Annotated in this window: 22 protein-coding genes; 18 read left to right on the top strand and 4 right to left on the bottom strand. The window is 36.9% G+C overall.

Going from position 1 to position 16,810, the window contains the following annotated elements; translation table 11 throughout:
• The first annotated feature begins 11 nt into the window (after window positions 1–11).
• The 7 genes from OCV72_RS12170 (at window position 12) to OCV72_RS12140 (ending at window position 7,439) form a co-directional block, all read left to right on the top strand.
• Entirely contained in the window at window positions 12–515 is a 504-nt protein-coding gene (locus tag OCV72_RS12170; RefSeq protein ID WP_055284124.1) for an SEC-C metal-binding domain-containing protein, read from the top strand.
• Window positions 500–1,252, top strand: a complete 753-nt coding sequence (locus OCV72_RS12165) for a YdcF family protein (RefSeq protein ID WP_055284123.1) — start codon at window positions 500–502, stop codon at window positions 1,250–1,252. The genes OCV72_RS12170 and OCV72_RS12165 overlap by 16 nt, the downstream gene beginning before the upstream one ends.
• Window positions 1,253–1,685: 433 nt before the next feature.
• Window positions 1,686–3,614 (top strand): threonine--tRNA ligase, encoded by a 1,929-nt coding sequence (gene thrS / locus OCV72_RS12160; protein ID WP_055284122.1) that lies wholly within the window; start codon window positions 1,686–1,688, stop codon window positions 3,612–3,614.
• A 73-nt stretch (window positions 3,615–3,687) separates the two neighbouring features.
• Window positions 3,688–4,026: a DUF1540 domain-containing protein gene (locus OCV72_RS12155; protein ID WP_055284121.1), complete on the top strand. Its 339-nt coding sequence runs from the start codon at window positions 3,688–3,690 to the stop codon at window positions 4,024–4,026.
• A gap of 192 nt (window positions 4,027–4,218) precedes the next feature.
• Window positions 4,219–5,562, top strand: a complete 1,344-nt coding sequence (locus OCV72_RS12150; protein ID WP_055284120.1) for an AI-2E family transporter — start codon at window positions 4,219–4,221, stop codon at window positions 5,560–5,562.
• A gap of 3 nt (window positions 5,563–5,565) precedes the next feature.
• Window positions 5,566–6,498: a homoserine O-acetyltransferase MetA gene (gene metA, locus OCV72_RS12145; protein ID WP_055284119.1), complete on the top strand. Its 933-nt coding sequence runs from the start codon at window positions 5,566–5,568 to the stop codon at window positions 6,496–6,498.
• Between the two features lie 563 nt (window positions 6,499–7,061).
• Entirely contained in the window at window positions 7,062–7,439 is a 378-nt protein-coding gene (locus tag OCV72_RS12140; RefSeq protein ID WP_055284118.1) for a hypothetical protein, read from the top strand.
• A 72-nt stretch (window positions 7,440–7,511) separates the two neighbouring features.
• Here the strand turns inward: OCV72_RS12140 and OCV72_RS12135 are convergent, their stop codons facing one another.
• Genes OCV72_RS12135 through OCV72_RS12125 form a run of 3 tightly spaced genes read right to left on the bottom strand, consistent with a single transcriptional unit; the run spans window position 7,512 to window position 8,470 of the window.
• Entirely contained in the window at window positions 7,512–7,688 is a 177-nt protein-coding gene (locus tag OCV72_RS12135; RefSeq protein ID WP_055284117.1) for a helix-turn-helix domain-containing protein, read from the bottom strand.
• Window positions 7,681–8,193, bottom strand: a complete 513-nt coding sequence (locus tag OCV72_RS12130) for a relaxase/mobilization nuclease domain-containing protein (protein WP_055284116.1) — start codon at window positions 8,191–8,193, stop codon at window positions 7,681–7,683. Before OCV72_RS12130 ends, OCV72_RS12135 begins: the two co-directional genes overlap by 8 nt.
• Entirely contained in the window at window positions 8,186–8,470 is a 285-nt protein-coding gene (locus OCV72_RS12125) for a hypothetical protein (RefSeq protein ID WP_055284115.1), read from the bottom strand. Before OCV72_RS12125 ends, OCV72_RS12130 begins: the two co-directional genes overlap by 8 nt.
• A gap of 497 nt (window positions 8,471–8,967) precedes the next feature.
• Between OCV72_RS12125 and OCV72_RS12120 the strand changes: the two genes are divergently transcribed.
• Window positions 8,968–9,291 carry a ribonuclease H1 domain-containing protein gene (locus tag OCV72_RS12120; protein ID WP_055284114.1) on the top strand — a complete coding sequence of 108 codons (324 nt, stop codon included), beginning with the start codon at window positions 8,968–8,970 and terminating at the stop codon, window positions 9,289–9,291.
• Window positions 9,292–9,390: 99 nt separating this feature from the next.
• Window positions 9,391–9,693, top strand: coding sequence for a ribonuclease H1 domain-containing protein (locus OCV72_RS12115; RefSeq protein ID WP_055284113.1), 303 nt, complete (start codon window positions 9,391–9,393; stop codon window positions 9,691–9,693).
• Between the two features lie 53 nt (window positions 9,694–9,746).
• Here the strand turns inward: OCV72_RS12115 and OCV72_RS12110 are convergent, their stop codons facing one another.
• Window positions 9,747–10,052: a helix-turn-helix domain-containing protein gene (locus OCV72_RS12110; RefSeq protein ID WP_081021062.1), complete on the bottom strand. Its 306-nt coding sequence runs from the start codon at window positions 10,050–10,052 to the stop codon at window positions 9,747–9,749.
• Between the two features lie 149 nt (window positions 10,053–10,201).
• Between OCV72_RS12110 and OCV72_RS12105 the strand changes: the two genes are divergently transcribed.
• The 9 genes from OCV72_RS12105 (at window position 10,202) to OCV72_RS12065 (ending at window position 16,747) form a co-directional block, all read left to right on the top strand.
• Window positions 10,202–11,398, top strand: coding sequence for a zinc ribbon domain-containing protein (locus OCV72_RS12105; protein ID WP_055284112.1), 1,197 nt, complete (start codon window positions 10,202–10,204; stop codon window positions 11,396–11,398).
• Between the two features lie 233 nt (window positions 11,399–11,631).
• Entirely contained in the window at window positions 11,632–12,006 is a 375-nt protein-coding gene (locus tag OCV72_RS12100) for a DUF2085 domain-containing protein (RefSeq protein WP_242859257.1), read from the top strand.
• The gene (locus OCV72_RS12095) at window positions 11,981–12,550 is read left to right on the top strand and encodes a hypothetical protein (RefSeq protein WP_070099641.1); all 570 of its coding nucleotides are present in this window, start codon (window positions 11,981–11,983) and stop codon (window positions 12,548–12,550) included. Before OCV72_RS12100 ends, OCV72_RS12095 begins: the two co-directional genes overlap by 26 nt.
• A gap of 46 nt (window positions 12,551–12,596) precedes the next feature.
• Complete coding sequence (locus OCV72_RS12090; RefSeq protein ID WP_055284111.1) at window positions 12,597–13,349, top strand: zinc ribbon domain-containing protein; 753 nt, start codon at window positions 12,597–12,599, stop codon at window positions 13,347–13,349.
• 189 nt (window positions 13,350–13,538) lie between these two features.
• A complete protein-coding gene (locus OCV72_RS12085) occupies window positions 13,539–14,879 on the top strand; it encodes a YARHG domain-containing protein (RefSeq protein ID WP_055284110.1) in 1,341 nt (446 codons plus the stop codon).
• 263 nt (window positions 14,880–15,142) lie between these two features.
• The gene (locus OCV72_RS12080) at window positions 15,143–15,268 is read left to right on the top strand and encodes a hypothetical protein (RefSeq protein ID WP_262568959.1); all 126 of its coding nucleotides are present in this window, start codon (window positions 15,143–15,145) and stop codon (window positions 15,266–15,268) included.
• A 113-nt stretch (window positions 15,269–15,381) separates the two neighbouring features.
• The gene (locus OCV72_RS12075) at window positions 15,382–15,537 is read left to right on the top strand and encodes a hypothetical protein (RefSeq protein ID WP_155515233.1); all 156 of its coding nucleotides are present in this window, start codon (window positions 15,382–15,384) and stop codon (window positions 15,535–15,537) included.
• A gap of 76 nt (window positions 15,538–15,613) precedes the next feature.
• Window positions 15,614–16,429: a recombinase RecT gene (locus tag OCV72_RS12070; protein WP_055284109.1), complete on the top strand. Its 816-nt coding sequence runs from the start codon at window positions 15,614–15,616 to the stop codon at window positions 16,427–16,429.
• Window positions 16,430–16,747, top strand: a complete 318-nt coding sequence (locus OCV72_RS12065) for a hypothetical protein (RefSeq protein WP_055284108.1) — start codon at window positions 16,430–16,432, stop codon at window positions 16,745–16,747. It begins immediately after the preceding gene.
• Window positions 16,748–16,810: the final 63 nt, after the last annotated feature.

Here is a 16,810-nt window from a genome sequence, read left to right as displayed (position 1 = left end):
AGTATAGAAATATGAGCACATTATATCAGCAGTGGCAGAACATCGCTTATGATGAGACTGCAGACAGAAGTCAGTTGGAAAAATTCTGGGGAACATATTTCCAGATTGAGAAAGAGATTTACGAAAAGCTTCTTTCTAATCCGGATGAAGCAGTGAAAGGAACAGTCAAAGAACTGGCTGAGAAGTTCGGACAGGAAGTTCTGACCATGATCGGTTTCCTGGATGGAATCAATGAAAGCCTTCTGATCGAACTGGATCTGGATACAGTAGAAGAAGATACAGTAATAAGCCTTGCATTTGATAAAGAGAGACTGTACAAGAATATGGTAGCAGCGAAAGCTGACTGGCTGTATGAACTTCCACAGTGGAAAGAGATTTTTTCTGAAGAAGAATTAAAAAAATTCTATAAAGAACAGAAAGAATCTACAACAATTCGTAAACCAAAGAAAATTGGAAGAAATGATCCATGTCCGTGCGGATCAGGTAAAAAATATAAAAAATGCTGTGGCAGATAATTTTTCTGGCTGCAGGTATCCTGAGTCTCATTTATTACAGTGCGATCTGTATCGCACTGAAAAAATGGGACTCTACTTTTTCCAGATTCTGGCTGGCGGCCGGAATTGTGGGGATCGCAGGAAGCGTTTTGATCCGTTTGTATGGAATGCCGTGTGTGGTAGAAGCGCTGATCGGTATTGCTGTATGCCTCCTTCTGATTGCTGAGATAAAGATCATAACAGGAATGTGCAGAAGGCCTTTGGAAAAAAGACCGGAAGAAGATACACGATCCGGCACAAGATGGATCATTGTGCTGGGAGCGCAGGTGAGAGGCCGGAAGATTACCGATTCACTGAAACGAAGACTGGATTCTGCATTAGAGTATCTGAAAGAGCACCCAGATGTACATGTAATCGTCTCCGGCGGACAGGGGAACGATGAAGAAGTAACAGAAGCGTATGCAATGGCGCAGTATCTGGAGCGTGCAGGGATCGACTGCAGACGCATTATACAGGAAGACGCATCGGTAAATACACTGGAGAATCTGAAGTTTTCCAGAAAACTGATTGCAGATGTGGATACACCGGTCGGTATTGTCTCGAATAATTTTCATGTATACCGGGGATGTGTGTATGCAAAACGCGCAGGATTTAAGAATCCATTTCCGATAGCGGCAGGCTGTCATCCATTACTATTTCCCAATTATTTTGTACGGGAATGTTTTGCGGTCTGGAAACTGTGGTTGAAAAAATGTTGACAAAGTAAAACCTCGTGCTATAATGAGAGCGTATAAAAAACACGTTGAAGAGAAGAGTAGGCTGGGAAAGAAATGCCAGAGAGAGAAGCCGCAGGCTGAAAGCTTCTTATTTTGGAACCTTCTGAAAACTACCTCTGAGTGGCTGCAAAACAGTCCGGTGATTCCGTTATCGTCATAATTAAGAGGTTCTGACATGAGAGGTCTTTGAAAAATGAAGAGACTTTGATGCGTCAGTTCAAACAGGGTGGAACCGCGAGAAAACTCGTCCCTTACAGCATTTGTCTGTAAGGGAATTTTTTATTGCCATGCGTTTGAAAGAAGCTGACAAAGCATACAATAGAAACCGCAGATTACAGGTGATTGCTGAACGGGCAGAAAAGAAGATGCATGCCCGAGGATAGAATAGAAAATAAAAAGAGAGGACATGATAATTATGAAAATCACATTAAAAGATGGATCTTTCAAAGAGTATGAAGGAAGTATGTCAGTACTGGATATTACAAAAGATATCAGCGAAGGTCTGGCAAGGGTGGCAACTTCCGCAAGAGTAAATGGTGAAGTAGTAGATCTCAGACATGTTGTGGATGAAGATTGTGAACTGGAGATACTTACATTTGATAACGAAGAAGGAAAGGGTGCTTTCTGGCATACCACATCTCATATTATGGCACAGGCAATCAAACGTCTGTATCCGGATACAAAGCTTGCGATCGGACCGTCGATCGAGAATGGATTCTACTATGATGTAGACCGTGAGACACCATTCGTAGCAGAAGATCTCGAAAAGATTGAAAAAGAGATGAAGAAGATTGTCAAAGAAGCTCTTCCGATCGAACGATTTACAAAGACAAGAGAAGATGCAATCGCATATTTCAAAGAAAAAGATGAACCATATAAAGTTGAATTGATCGAAGACCTTCCGGAAGGAGAAGAGATCAGCTTTTATCAGCAGGGAGAATTCGTTGATTTATGTGCCGGACCACACCTGATGACAACAAAGCCGGTAAAAGCATTCAAGCTTACAAGCCTTGCAGGTGCTTACTGGAGAGGCAGCGAGAAGAACAAGATGCTCACAAGAATCTACGGTATCTCTTATCCTAAGAAAGCACAGTTAGATGAATATCTGACAATGCTTGAAGAAGCAAAGAAACGTGACCACAGAAAACTTGGCAAAGAACTTGGACTTTTCATGATGTGCGAAGAAGGTCCGGGATTCCCGTTCTTCCTTCCAAAGGGAATGGTGCTTAAGAATACATTGCTTGATTACTGGAGAGAACTTCACAAAAAAGCAGGTTATGTAGAAGTATCTACGCCGGTAATCTTAAGCAGACACCTCTGGGAGACATCCGGTCACTGGGATCATTATAAAGAAAATATGTATACAACACAGATTGACGGAGAGGACTTTGCAATCAAGCCAATGAACTGTCCGGGTGGAATGCTCGTATATAAAGCTGAGCCACGTTCATATAAAGATCTCCCGTTTCGTGTCGGAGAGCTCGGACTGGTTCACCGTCATGAAAAATCAGGACAGTTACATGGTCTGATGCGTGTGCGCTGTTTCACACAGGATGATGCACATATCTTTATGATGCCGGAACAGATCCGTGATGAGATCAAAGGTGTTGTAGCGCTGATTGATGAAGTATATCAGCTGTTCGGATTCAAGTATCATGTAGAACTTTCTACACGTCCGGAAGACAGTATGGGAAGTGACGAAGATTGGGAACTTGCAACAGAAGGTCTTCGCGGCGCACTGAATGATCTTGGTCTTGATTATGTAGTAAATGAAGGAGACGGAGCATTCTACGGACCAAAGATTGATTTCCATCTGACAGACTCTATCGGAAGAACATGGCAGTGCGGAACAATTCAGCTTGATATGCAGCTTCCACAGAGATTTGAACTGGAATATACAGGTGCAGACGGAGAGAAACACCGTCCGATCATGATCCACCGTGTAGCATTTGGATCCATCGAGAGATTCATCGGAATCCTGATCGAACATTTTGCGGGAGCATTCCCTACATGGCTCGCACCGGTACAGGTTAAGGTGCTTCCAATCTCGGATAAACATCTGGAATACGGACAGAAAGTACTGGAGACATTAAATGCAGCAGGTATCCGTGCAGAGATTGATACACGTGCGGAAAAGATCGGTTATAAGATCCGTGAGGCTCAGATGCAGAAGATTCCATACATGCTTGTAGTAGGAGCAAAAGAAGAAGAAGAAAATCTGGTATCCGTAAGAAGCAGATTTGCAGGAGATGAAGGCCAGAAGAGTCTGGATGCGTTCGTAGCATCTGTTGCAGAAGAAATCGCAACAAGAGAAAGACGAGAAGTTGTAAAAGAAGAAAACTAATTTGTTTTTACAAATGTATAAGAAATAAAAAGAACTGGCATAATATATCTTGTATTTGAAAGGAGGATATATTATGCCAGATTTACGATGTACCGTACAGACTTGTACGCACAATCAGAATTATTACTGTAATCTTGACAGTATCGTGGTAGGAGGAAATTCTGCAAAGAAAGCTGCTGAGACAAGCTGTGACAGCTTTGAAGAGAGAAAAGGCGGAAGCACCTATGTGGATGCATACTCGGATATGGAAGGGAAAGAGGCATCGGCAAAGAGCAGTGTAGACTGTAAGGCAACAGACTGCATGTATAATAAAGAATGTCAGTGTCATGCCGGAAAGATCAGTGTAGAAGGCGGAAATGCCTGTCATTGCGACGAGACAGAGTGTGCAACATTCAAGTGTGGATGTGCATAAGATAAGACAGATGCCGGATACCGGCTTTAACGGATAGAGCGGCCGGGGCAGAAATAAAAAAGATCAGAACATAAGTTTTTATAAAAGTTTTATAGAAACAATTGTTCTGATCCTTTTTTGTCGGTTGACGTAAATTTACGGCAAGGGTATAATGATTTTATATGCGAAACAGGCAGGAAAGAAGAGGAGTTTATGAGCAAAGAAGAAAATACATATTATAAAGACCGTCCCAGTTTTGGGAGAAAGGGTCCATCCAAATTAAGGCAGCAGTTCAACCGCGGAATGACATATTTCCTGGTGATCGTTGCATGTATTCTAGTCTATTTTGCAATGCTGCGTGTGACAGCAATTTCAGATACGGTATTAAAGATACTGTCTATCCTGAAGCCGGTGCTGTATGGATGCGGAATCGCATATCTGTTGAATCCGATCGTGAGAACGGTAGATGCATATCTGGTGCCGGTTCTGGAAAAACATATGAAGAAAGAAAAAGCGAAGACGGTATCAAGATGTGCAGGAGTGATTCTGGCATTGGTCGTACTGATCACCATTGTAACAACGCTTATCAATATGCTGATCCCGGAACTGATCACAAGTATCCGGAATCTGATCTTTACGCTTCCGGCTCAGATCAACCAGCTGGTGAAGCAGATGAATCATATACAACTGGATGATTCGACGATGACGACAATGTTGAAGAATGCGATGAACGAGGCATCTACAAGCCTTCAGAACTGGATGCGTACGGATCTTCTGAACAAAGTAAATGAAGTGATGACCCATCTGACGGTTGGATTATATACACTGGTTATGGAATTGTTCCATGCAGTAATCGGAGTGATCGTATCTGTGTATATTTTGTTCGGCAAAGAGACATTTATTAATCAGAGTAAGAAAGCGACATATGCGATCTTTCCGACAGAACGTGCCAACCTGTTGATTCATATTGCAGTAAAGACAAATGAGATATTCGGGGGATTTATCATTGGTAAGATCATTGATTCTATCATTATCGGAATCCTGTGCTTTATTGGTACATCACTTTTGAATATGCCGTATGCAATGCTTGTCAGCGTGATCGTGGGTATGACGAATGTAATTCCGTTCTTCGGACCATATATCGGAGCAATTCCGAGTGCGGTTCTGATCGCACTTGCAGATCCGATGAAAGGAGTCTATTTCCTGATCTTCATCTTGTTGCTGCAGCAGTTTGACGGAAATATACTGGGACCGAAGATTCTTGGAAATTCTACCGGGCTGTCCGCATTCTGGGTAATTGTATCGATCCTTCTCGGAGGAGGCTTATTTGGAATTCTCGGAATGTTATTCGGAGTGCCGGCGTTTGCAGTCATTTATTATATTGTAAAACTTTTTCTGGATAATCAGTTGGAGAAAAAGAAATTGCCGACAGAGTCAGAATGCTATAACGGAGATAGTTATGTAGATAATGATGGGACATATTTTCAGAAAAAAGATAATATGACCGAGAATGAAGAACAGAAGACAGAAGAAAATAAAAAGGAAAAAGAGGAATAAATTATGCCGATCAGAGTGCAGAATGATCTCCCGGTCAAGGAGATATTAGAGAGTGAAAATATATTTGTGATGGATGAACACCGTGCAATGCATCAGGATATCCGTCCGATCAAGATCGGACTTCTAAACCTGATGCCATTAAAAGAGGAGACAGAACTGCAGATATTACGTTCGTTGTCTAATACACCGCTTCAGGTAGATGTGACATTTGTTGCGGTTGCTTCACATCAGTCGAAGAACACTTCAGTGAGTCACCTGAACAAATTCTATCAGAAATTTGATGAGATCAAGGATAAAAAATTTGACGGATTTATCATTACCGGAGCACCGGTAGAGCAGATGCCGTTCGAAGAAGTGGATTACTGGGATGAACTGACCCGTATTATGGACTGGACCAAGACGAATGTAGTATCTACACTGCATCTTTGCTGGGGAGCGCAGGCAGGCATGTATTATCATTACGGAATTGACAAGGTCCAATTAGATAAGAAGGCGTTCGGTCTCTTCTGGCATAAAGTGCTGAACCGGAAAATTCCGCTGGTACGTGGCTTTGATGATGTATTTCTGGCACCACATTCCCGTCATACAGAGACACCACTGGATAAAGTGCATGCGGATGAGAGGATTACGGTTCTGGCGGAATCTGACGAAGTAGGTCTGTTCCTTGCCATGGCACAGAATGGGCGCCAGATTTTTGTGATGGGACATCCGGAATATGACCGTATAACATTGGACGGTGAGTATAAACGGGACAAAAGTAAGGGACTTCCGATTGAACTCCCGAAGAATTATTATCAGGATGATGATCCGGAGAAAGGACCGCTGCTTACATGGAGAGCGACAGCGAATAACCTGTATACGAATTGGTTGAATTATTATGTGTATCAGGCTACGCCGTATGACCTGGAAGGGACACCGGATTTTACCTGGAAATAGGGCGTTTTCAGGGGATTGTAAGGAAAATTAAAATTGATGCTAATGTATCATAAGTTCGTCTTTTTTGATGTATTTTCACATTCAAATGGAGACAATGTGGAGACAATCGGAAATTTCGTGGAGACAAAATTTAATAGTTATTTTTCAATTTTTAACAAGGGAGCATTGCTATATAACTGAAAGTCAGTTGTTATGTAATGTTTCTTTGTTATATAGACGATGAAACACTTGCGAGTAAGTAGAAAATTGAATTTCATAAATGGGATAGTCTTGCTATCCAGATGCTATGCAATGTATCGGATGAACGTAGAGAGGTGTTGATATGTTGTGAAAATGCACAAAGAGATAAAAGAAGAAAAATAAGAAAATAATATTTTGTTTTTGAATTTTTCAAAGTGACGAAGATAGAAATATAAAGTAAAAAAGGTTGTCAAACAATAGGAAAAGTGATATCCTCATAGTATCGGGGATGAAAAAAACCGAATCAAAAAATTAACTATTCAAAGAAAATAAATGTCAATTGTTTTTTGCATCCTCCAAATTTAAACTAGGAGGAAAAGAAAATGACAAAAGAAGAAACAATGAAAAGAGAAGATTTGTCAAGAATCGTGAATCTCGTTGGTGCAGAGGAAGTTAAGTGCTACGATAGGGAAACCGGAAAATGTAGTTCACTTGAGAATCTTGAGGCTTTAAGCCAACAAGAGGAAGGTAAAGTATGGATTTTCCCGTATGATATGGAGTTGTGCTCCAAGGAGAAAGGATTACGATGGTTTATAGAGGAATACAATATTGATATTCCAGATTATCGCAAGCGTTGGCAATACTTACGTGAATCAGGCAGTAATCAAGCGTTTTACGAGTATCTTCTTGATTTGCGTTTGGATGCAATGAAAGATTGGTTGCATGAGCACAATATATTGCAACTGGATTTTGATGAATAATCGGAAGAAGATTTTGACAAATTAAAGGAAAAGGGCATCACCTTTTGAGAGGGGATGCTCTTTTGAGTTGTTTTATTGTTGATTCATAATATAATTGATCAGAGCCTGTTTGGATATTTTCCATGCACGCCCTTCTTTAAATGCCTGGATTTTTCCAGAGCGAACTAATTTGTAGGCTTGTGAAGTCCCAATCTTAAGAGCTTTTGTTACATCATCTACATTCAAAATATCATCAAAATTTTCAAACATTGAGAAATCCCCCTTCATCGTTAATATCAAATGTAAAACCACTGGAATTCATTTTTATTGTAATATAATTGGCAAGATTCATACCTGTCAGCGGTTCAGGTGCAGGTAGAAAAGGTGTTGCTGAGATTACCATATGGCAGTGTATGTGGTTACTGTCAAAATGATAAGCATAGCAAGTCGGATAAACAAGTCCGATCGATCCGGCAATGACATCAATACAATTGCGGAATTTTTTACTTATCTTACTACGATTATATGAAAAGATCACATGCCAAATATGTCGGGACGAGTTTTCTGGATTGGCGGATATGTAAACAGCTTGAAAGTCGTTAATCAGGCTTGCGTAGGTTGGCGGAACAGTAAGTATTCCATAAGCATGAATAGGAAGAGCTTCGGTTTGTTTACTTTTACAGTTTTTTGTTCGATAAATGTAATTGATCATATTTGCTATAGAACTGTCGTTGGTATAGTCATCATTGACGATTTTTATTAATATATTAGACATAGCGTGTAATCTCCCTTCTGATTTCTTGTTTCACATCTTCTGGAATCTCCCAGAATTGAATGTAATTCCATATTTGACAGAGTGTGTGATTTTGAATTATTTTAATGGTTCCAGGATTGAGCAGTGGATCTGATTCGGCACCGGCAATAGTACAAAGAACTCGTAATAATTCTGGTACAGAATAACCTTTTTTGTACGCTGTAATTTTAACGGCTTGATACTCTGGATTGGTAAAACGTATTTTAACTGTTTTTGAATGCTTTGTTCTTTTTGACATTGTAGTTACTTCCTTTCATTAGAATTTCATTATTAGTATGTATAGACGTTTTTTGTTCTTAAATAAAAGTAAAAGTCGGTAACATATATATAATAGAGTATATAGATATGTATATTTTGGAAAGTATAGGTATAGATGCTACGCACACTACACTAGGAATAGAAGATAAGGGATATACAGACAGATAGAAGAGAGATGAATGTAAAGGGAATAATAAGAAGAGCAGTAGAGATTGATAATAGAAGGCTTTTATAGAGTGGATGAAGACAGTTATATAAGGAAAATGGCAATATTTGTGGCAGGTAACCATAACAGAGATTTACAGGATTATAGACACCAACCGAGATGACCGTATGGTTATCTCGGGAAAGTGTTTTTGTCCCGTAAAAATCTGTATTGGTTAGCCTGCAGGTAACATATGGATGTTAGTTAATGGTAAGAAATAACAGTTGATGTTACATGAGAATAAAATCGAATTATGAAAGGAGATTATATTTATGAAGAAGAATGTGAAAAAGCATACGGACGGAGTCTGGTATTATGCAGTAGTAAGGTGGGATGGATATGGAGTATTTACTTCATGGGATAGAGCAAGGGAAGAATGTGACGGTTATAGTGACAATAAAAAGAAGAAGTTTAAAACTTTTGAAGAGGCGAAAGCATATGCGGAAGATGAATATAGAAAGTTACACGGTGTTGAGAGTTCGTGTTATGTAGAAGAAATCGAAAGGTTGGATTATTTTTATCGGAGAATGATGAAAAGAGAAGTTGCGGAACAGATGGGAATAAGGATAAGACCGTTTACACTCTGGAATCATTGAATCAGCTTATGATGACAATAGCATAACGTTAATTAAGAATAAAAAATAACAGATAACAATACATACGAATAAAGAATGAATATAAGGAGGATCACAATCATGAGAAAATATTATGGCGTTGCAGGTACAAGAGGTTACGGAGTATACACTAATTGGAATCAGGCTAAGAGTGCCAGAAGGCATACACCACAGTATAAGGTAAAGGGAGAGAAAGATTTTGATAAAGCAAAAGCATATGCAAAAGATAAATTTGATGAATTGCAGAATGGACGGAAAGACAGATTTTATATAGAAGATATTACAAGTGTAAATGTCTTTTATACAAAGCGTGATGTGTCATATGAAGAATATAGGGAGAAGATGTTTGTAAAGCCATTTACGATAAATCTTAATCATAATTGAAAAAATGAGGATATATTAGAAGAGTTGCCTATTGCTGGCAACTCTTCTGTCTTTTAAAGAAGCTTAAAAAATTCTATTAAAGCTTGTTGCTGTGGTTCTGTAAGATGTCCGGATGCTTCTAATAGATCTTTTTGAAGTGGTGTAAGGGAAAATGAAGTTTCTTCTGTAGAAAAAAATTGGGATAAGGTAATGCCAAAAGCTGTACATATTTTCTCTAATGAAGGAATAGAAGGGACCATGTTCTTACGGTACCATGAGGAAATCGTTGATTGGGTTAAACCGGACTCTTCCGCAAGTTGATATTCCGTCCATCCTTTTTGGGTTCTGTAGTATGTGATACGCTCTAAAACCTTAAACAATATTTCACCGCCAATCTATAAATATATCGTTAATAATATTCGATAAAACGTTGTAAAATAATATTTATTGTCGTATAATTTTAACGAGAAAATAAAAATGTAAAAAAGAAATTGAGTTTATAGATGTATAGAAGGAATGAGGTAGAAAAATGGATAAAGGAACAATATTGAAACAGTTAAAGAGTGTAGATAATCCTTCTTTTTTTACTTTAGGTGGGAAGGAAATTGCAAAAGATTTACAGGAACTACTAACAGAAGATGAGACAGTGCAAGGATTTGTGGAAATATTTGAAAAAAATATAGGAAGAGTATTTTCTAATGGTGCACGAAAAAATGGGTTAAGAAGTTATTTGGTAATAACTGATCGAAATGTATTTTTTATAAGACGAGGAAGATTAAGTTTAAATTTAATTACGGCACTGGATAAAACAATTGCCATACCTATAACTGATATTAGTAATATTACACTTGAAAAAAGTCAAAATATTTCAAAATTATTATATCCGGTAGATGTATATATTCATACCAATATTGACAATTATGAATTTATGGCATACGAAAGTTTTATAACAAAATTACCGGCTAATATATTGCCAAAGGTGATTAATAATTTTAAAGAAGAAAAGTCGAAGGACATGTCAATGAACCAAAGCGAAGAGGTGGCGATATGTCCAAGCTGCGGAGCAACCTTAGAAAAAGGGGGCATATTTTGCATGATATGTGGGAAAAAGATACCAGAGAAAAAAGAACAAAGGTGTGATGAGAACGGATGTGAATTGATAAAATTAATATGTAAAGAGTGTGGGTATGAATTAGAAGAAGGAACGCAGTTTTGTCCGAATTGTGGAAAGAAAGTAGAAGAAGAGAAAGAAGAAGTCTTGAGATGTAAAGAATGTGGGTATGAACTAGAAGAAGGAATGCAGTTTTGCCCGAATTGTGGAAAGAAAGTAGAAGAAGAGAAAGAAGAAGTCTTGAGATGTAAAGAATGTGGGTATGAACTAGAAGAAGGAACGCAGTTTTGTCCGAATTGTGGAAAGAAAGTAGAAGAAGAGAAAGAAGAAGTCTTGAAATGTAAAGAATGTGGGTATGAACTAGAAGAAGGAACACGATTTTGTCCGGTATGTGGAACACCTGTTGTGGAGAAGAAGGAAGAGACAATACAGGAAAAAATAGTATGTAGTCAATGTGGTTATGAATTGAATGAAGAAATTAAATTTTGCCCTAATTGTGGTAGTGTAGTGCTTGAAAAACAAGATATGCCAGAAAAAGTAAATTGTTCAAAATGTGGAGCTAAAATAGACAAAACCATGGTGTTCTGTCCGGAATGCGGACAAGAGATTAAGTGATTTTTGAATAAGTATGTAATTTTGATATTGTGATTAAGAAAGAATCCTTTACGGATTCTGTCTTAATTTTCACGTAAAAAGATATGTGTACTACGAGAAATGAGATAAAGTTAAAATAGACTAATGGAATATATCGTTAATAATATTCGATAACACGTTATAAAATACCATTCATTGTCGTATAATTTTTACTATAGTATGTATGAATATGATGAAAAGATGAAAACTGAAAAATGAAACTGAAAATATGGATAAAACTTATGAATATAGGAGCCAGATTGGGTTGCCATCAAATGCCGGAGAGAAGCTTTTTTTACAAAGGTTATCAGTTTCCGTTATGTGCAAGATGCACGGGGCTTGTAATTGGATATTTGATGGGGATATTGATTTACTTTTTAAAAATCATAAACTGGGAAATTGCAATTTTATTATGTATACCTTTAGTGATTGATGGTGGAAGTCAGTATTTGAAATGGAGAATGTCGAATCAAAGGCTTAGATTAATAACAGGAATTTTGTGTGGCATAGGTATTATGGTTTTGGAAATACCGGCAATGAAATTATTAATAGGGGGAACGATTGATGAAATGTCCAAATTGTGGAAGTGAGAATTGTCAATTTATTGCGACAACTGAAACTCATGGGAAATCATTTAGCTTTAGCAATGCTTGCTGCGGATCTATATTATTAGGACCGATAGGAATTCTTTGTGGAGCTTGTGGAACGGGAGTACATAGTAAGACACATGAATATTGGATATGTAATACATGTGGAAAGCGTTTTAATCAATATGAAGCAAGAAAGAGCATGGAAGCTGACGCGCATAGAATAGAAAAATTTACATTTTATAAAGAAATACAAGCGAGAACTGGTGCAGTTGTAAATCACACGGGAATAGATATATATGAATTGTATGCTTCTGAGACGGATACAGATGATTGGGAAGAAGATGTTTTGGGAGATAATATCTTATATAATGGCAATTCAATGAATGTGACTTTTACAATTACAGCAAATGATCTGGATTGGGATTTTGCTATTCGAGATATGGATGGCGCACAATATGAGTACTATGGTTTAAGTTTTAAAGATTGTGATGTAAATGGAGCAACATTAGTTTTGGATTCGGATGGAAATGCTACTTTGAATTGATGGTGAAAATAAAATATGAGTAGTAAAAATAGGAAGAGGTGGGAAAGTGTTTTGTAAATATTGTGGAAAAGAGATTAAAGGATCTGAAAAATTTTGCCCGAATTGTGGGAAGAATGTCAAGAGTGAAGAAAATGAAATGACAAATAATCAGAACGCATCAGGAAGTAGCTACGACTATGCAAATAATATAACAACTAAGGGGCAGAAAACAAAATCGAAAAAGAAAAGAATATTTATAATTGTGATTGCAGTAGTGGTAGTTTTGGGCGTTTTTGTGGCGGTTAGATTAATGAAAGCGAATAAAGAAGCACAAAATACAATAAATACGCTGTGTCAATTCACAGATGAAATAAAATCAGATGACAGTTATTCATTTAATTACAAACATATGTGGGAGATAAAATATGTTGAAGAAAATGAATTTGTTAGTTTTTATGATGCAGATGCAGGGTATTATGTTGCATCTGCATTAGGTGGAAGTGATATAGAGAATGATGGAACTTTTACATATGATTTTAGTGATAATGATTTTAGGATATATTTGGATTATGAAACCCCAAGCGGAGAATTGACAATAATAAATTATTCAGTAGATGATGATGAATTTACGTTAATGATTGATGGGGAAAGGCGAAATCCAACAAAAGAATTTGACCAGAAACTTCGAGAAACTGGATTAATTGAAGACATTTTTAATGATGATCTGGATAAATTTGAACAGAATTTACAGGAAAATGGTTTATCGTTAGGGGATGTAAGTTCTGTTTCTTATAATGACGTGAAAAGTAAAAGTCAATAAACTCTATTGATGTGAAGTAAAACGAAATCAGAATCAAAAGATTTCAATTCTAGTGTATAAAGGCTTTCTGTACTAGAAATTAGATTTATTTGAGAAAATTGATCGAAAAATAAGTTCTATCGGAATAGTATAGAAAGTCTTCTTTATTTATGAAATATTGAAATTAAAAATAGAAAGGCTGGGTGAAAAATGTTTTGTAGAAATTGTGGCGCAGAAGTAAAGGACGAGTGGAAAATATGTCCTAATTGTGGAAAAGAAATAGTAAGAAATAATGTAAAGCATGAACAGGTAAATCAGCAAGAAAAAAAGAATAATAAGAAAAATAAAAAGAAAATTATTGTTGGAGCAATAATAGGTGTTATAGTTGTTGTAAGTGTTGGTGTTACGTATGGTGTTAATACCAATAAACAAAAAAATACGCAACAGAAGACAACATCAGTAAGTAAAAAGAAAAAAAAGACAAAAGAAATTAAAGATTTTTCTAATCAAGATTTTGAAGATTTAATCGGGAAATCTGAAGATGAAATAAAAAAAATTGGTATACCTAAGGTGGAAAAAGATGAATATGTAACATCGGATCTTGCTATAAACATATCAATGAAAAAGGGAAAAGTTAAACTTATTCATATAGGGGGAGATGAGAAAACATCTCCATCATTTCATGGTGTAAAACTAGGAATGTCGAAAGAAGAAGCCGAGAAAAAATTAAAAGATGCATATCCAGAAACGACACCTTCTGCTGAAGGATTATATGCTATAAATTATGAAAAGAAGGAACAGGTTGTATGTTTCTGCAATGTGGATACAGATAAAGTTGTGCAACTTTCTTATCTAGCACTTACGGAAAAAGATGTAAAAAAACTTAAAGAAGACATAGCGAAAGAATTTGTTTTCCCAGATAGTGCCAATAAGTATTTATCAGAAGATGAAATACGAAAAGTTGATGTTGATGAAATGAATATTGGAAGAAATGAAATTTATGCAAGGCATGGATATATCTTTACCGATGAAAATCTGAAACAATACTTTGAAAATAAATATTGGTATAGAGAAAGAGTATCGGCAGATCAGTTCAAAGAAGATGAACTTAATTCATTTGAAAAGAAAAATGTTGAATTAATTAAAAAAGTTGAAGATGAAGTGAATGGAACATCAGATTCAACAGATGGTCAGGAGACGAATAATTCAGACAGTGTAAATTCATTTATCGGAATGGAAGGAGCATATCAATGTGGAAGTGATGCTGAATCCGGTCTTATAGATGTGTGGAAAGAAGGAGATAGCATATATTTTGCAATGGGTACTCAGGAAAATCCGGGAATACTTGGAGGCGTAGGCGGTGGAATGAAAGGAACAATAAAAGACAGCCGAACAGTAACCATTGATTATGGTGAGGGATTGATATTTACGTTAATTTGGGATGATGCAGAATCTTTTACAATTACAAGATCAATACCGTCAGGCTGGAATGTTATAGATGAAATAACAGATAATGCAACATATGTAAATGAAAAATATTGGGTATCTTAATACGGCATTTGAGATATGCATGATTGATATTATAAAGTAAAAGTCAATAATTTCAATTGTATATTATAATAATGATAAACAATTAAACCAAGGCAGAATCCATAACGGGTTCTGTCTTATTTTATACAAAAATCCAGAAGGGAGTGAGTAAAATATGGACAAGATTTTATTAGCAGCATTAGGTTTAGCGGCAACCATTATCAAAGAAGTATGTGATTCAGACAACTAAGAAAAATTAAAAATGAAATTTAGGAGGAATTATTATGGCAGCAAATTTAGAAAGTATGTTTTATGTAAGAGAGACACCGTGGCACGGATTAGGGACAAAGGTACAGGAAGCACCGACATCGAACCGGAGATTTATGACAGATTTAAAAGAACGTCTATAAGCAGACGTTTTGTTGTGAGGGCGGCGTAAATGTTGTGCAATAAACAGGGGGATTTGTATCGTAAAATCAGATTGAAATTGTTATACTAAGAAGATTGAAAGGAAGTGTTTGTAATGAAAAATGCGGAAACAATTTCAGATTCGAAAGATTGTGAAAAAATAAAAGTGACATTGGCATTAATGACGGAGTTAGAAAAGGGCGAAGATTCTGCGAGAGAAGAGGGATGGATATCCGCAGATGAAGTAGAAAAAACACTGGGAATAAAATAAAAATTGTATTGTAGCGAAAGAGATGAGTCGATAGTGGCTCATCTCTTTTTTGTTATATGGATAAAGGAGAAGCAAAATGACAGTAGGAAAAACAGACGAGATTAAACAGGAATTAGCGAGAAAAGTAGAAAATACCAAGGCAGGAACCAAACTTAAAAAGTCTATGAGCATTGCCGACATGATAAAAGTAATGGAACCACAGATCAAGAAAGCACTGCCGGAAGTGATCACGCCGGAACGATTTACGAGGATGGCATTATCTGCATTGAACACAACACCGAAGCTGAATGAATGCACTCCGATGTCATTCTTAGCGGCATTGATGAATGCAGCGCAATTAGGATTAGAGCCGAATACACCACTGGGACAGGCATTTTTAATTCCATACAATAATAAAGGCAAGATGGAGTGTCAGTTCCAGTTGGGATATAAGGGATTGATTGACCTTAGTTATCGGAATCCGAATATGCAGATTATAACGGCTCATACCGTCTATGAGAATGATGAATTTGAATATGAATTGGGACTAAACCCGTGTCTGGATCACAGACCGACATTAGGAGAACGGGGAGAAATAAGACTATTCTATGGATTATTTAAGCTGACCAATGGAGGATTTGGATTCGAAGTTATGAGTAAAACGGCTATGGACGATTTTGCAAAAGAATATTCTAAAGCTTTTGATTCTTCGTTTAGTCCGTGGAGAACCAATTACGAATCAATGGCGTTGAAGACGATCATTAAGAAAGCATTAAAGTATGCGCCACTGAAATCTGAATTCAGAAATGCATTATCTACAGATGAAACCATTAAGAATGAAATAGGAGCAGACATGAGTGAAATCAATAGCGAGAACATTTTCGATACCGTATATCAGGAGGAATGTGCGTAAATGAGAAGACGGAAGAAATATAAGCTGGAATTTTTGACCGGAATTTTCGAAGAGTGGAGATTTTATACAATTTCAGAGAAGATGCTCATACGCAGTAAAGAGTACGAAAAAGCAATGAAAGCGACATATGAGCTTGTAAATAAGGTTAAGAGTAAGGTATCAGAGGATGCATTTAAAGATATTGAAGAAATTGTTAATTCGGTATGTGCAGAGAACAATATATGTTCAAGACTTGCATATGGTGTGGGTATTCATGATGGGATGGAATTGTATAAAGAGTTACAGATAATAGATGAAGTAGGAGGCAAAATAAAATGATAGAAAATAACATGAGCTATCATGTTTATGTTTTTAGGAGGAAGACGGGTGAACTGGAAATTT

The organism is Dorea amylophila, assembly GCF_025567265.1.
GTDB lineage: Bacteria > Bacillota > Clostridia > Lachnospirales > Lachnospiraceae > Dorea_A > Dorea_A amylophila.
This window is presented reverse-complemented; position numbering and strand designations above follow the sequence as displayed.

Bases quoted from the DNA above. Each gene is read 5' to 3' on its own strand.
- OCV72_RS12170 (WP_055284124.1), top strand. From the start codon at position 12: ATGAGCACATTATATCAGCAGTGGCAGAACATCGCTTATGATGAGACT.
- OCV72_RS12165 (WP_055284123.1), top strand. From the start codon at position 500: ATGCTGTGGCAGATAATTTTTCTGGCTGCAGGTATCCTGAGTCTCATT.
- thrS (WP_055284122.1), top strand. From the start codon at position 1,686: ATGAAAATCACATTAAAAGATGGATCTTTCAAAGAGTATGAAGGAAGT.
- OCV72_RS12155 (WP_055284121.1), top strand. From the start codon at position 3,688: ATGCCAGATTTACGATGTACCGTACAGACTTGTACGCACAATCAGAAT.
- OCV72_RS12150 (WP_055284120.1), top strand. From the start codon at position 4,219: ATGAGCAAAGAAGAAAATACATATTATAAAGACCGTCCCAGTTTTGGG.
- metA (WP_055284119.1), top strand. From the start codon at position 5,566: ATGCCGATCAGAGTGCAGAATGATCTCCCGGTCAAGGAGATATTAGAG.
- OCV72_RS12140 (WP_055284118.1), top strand. From the start codon at position 7,062: ATGACAAAAGAAGAAACAATGAAAAGAGAAGATTTGTCAAGAATCGTG.
- OCV72_RS12135 (WP_055284117.1), bottom strand. From the start codon at position 7,688: ATGTTTGAAAATTTTGATGATATTTTGAATGTAGATGATGTAACAAAA.
- OCV72_RS12130 (WP_055284116.1), bottom strand. From the start codon at position 8,193: ATGTCTAATATATTAATAAAAATCGTCAATGATGACTATACCAACGAC.
- OCV72_RS12125 (WP_055284115.1), bottom strand. From the start codon at position 8,470: ATGTCAAAAAGAACAAAGCATTCAAAAACAGTTAAAATACGTTTTACC.
- OCV72_RS12120 (WP_055284114.1), top strand. From the start codon at position 8,968: ATGAAGAAGAATGTGAAAAAGCATACGGACGGAGTCTGGTATTATGCA.
- OCV72_RS12115 (WP_055284113.1), top strand. From the start codon at position 9,391: ATGAGAAAATATTATGGCGTTGCAGGTACAAGAGGTTACGGAGTATAC.
- OCV72_RS12105 (WP_055284112.1), top strand. From the start codon at position 10,202: ATGGATAAAGGAACAATATTGAAACAGTTAAAGAGTGTAGATAATCCT.
- OCV72_RS12100 (WP_242859257.1), top strand. From the start codon at position 11,632: ATGAAACTGAAAATATGGATAAAACTTATGAATATAGGAGCCAGATTG.
- OCV72_RS12095 (WP_070099641.1), top strand. From the start codon at position 11,981: ATGAAATGTCCAAATTGTGGAAGTGAGAATTGTCAATTTATTGCGACA.
- OCV72_RS12085 (WP_055284110.1), top strand. From the start codon at position 13,539: ATGTTTTGTAGAAATTGTGGCGCAGAAGTAAAGGACGAGTGGAAAATA.
- OCV72_RS12080 (WP_262568959.1), top strand. From the start codon at position 15,143: ATGGCAGCAAATTTAGAAAGTATGTTTTATGTAAGAGAGACACCGTGG.
- OCV72_RS12075 (WP_155515233.1), top strand. From the start codon at position 15,382: ATGAAAAATGCGGAAACAATTTCAGATTCGAAAGATTGTGAAAAAATA.
- OCV72_RS12070 (WP_055284109.1), top strand. From the start codon at position 15,614: ATGACAGTAGGAAAAACAGACGAGATTAAACAGGAATTAGCGAGAAAA.
- OCV72_RS12065 (WP_055284108.1), top strand. From the start codon at position 16,430: ATGAGAAGACGGAAGAAATATAAGCTGGAATTTTTGACCGGAATTTTC.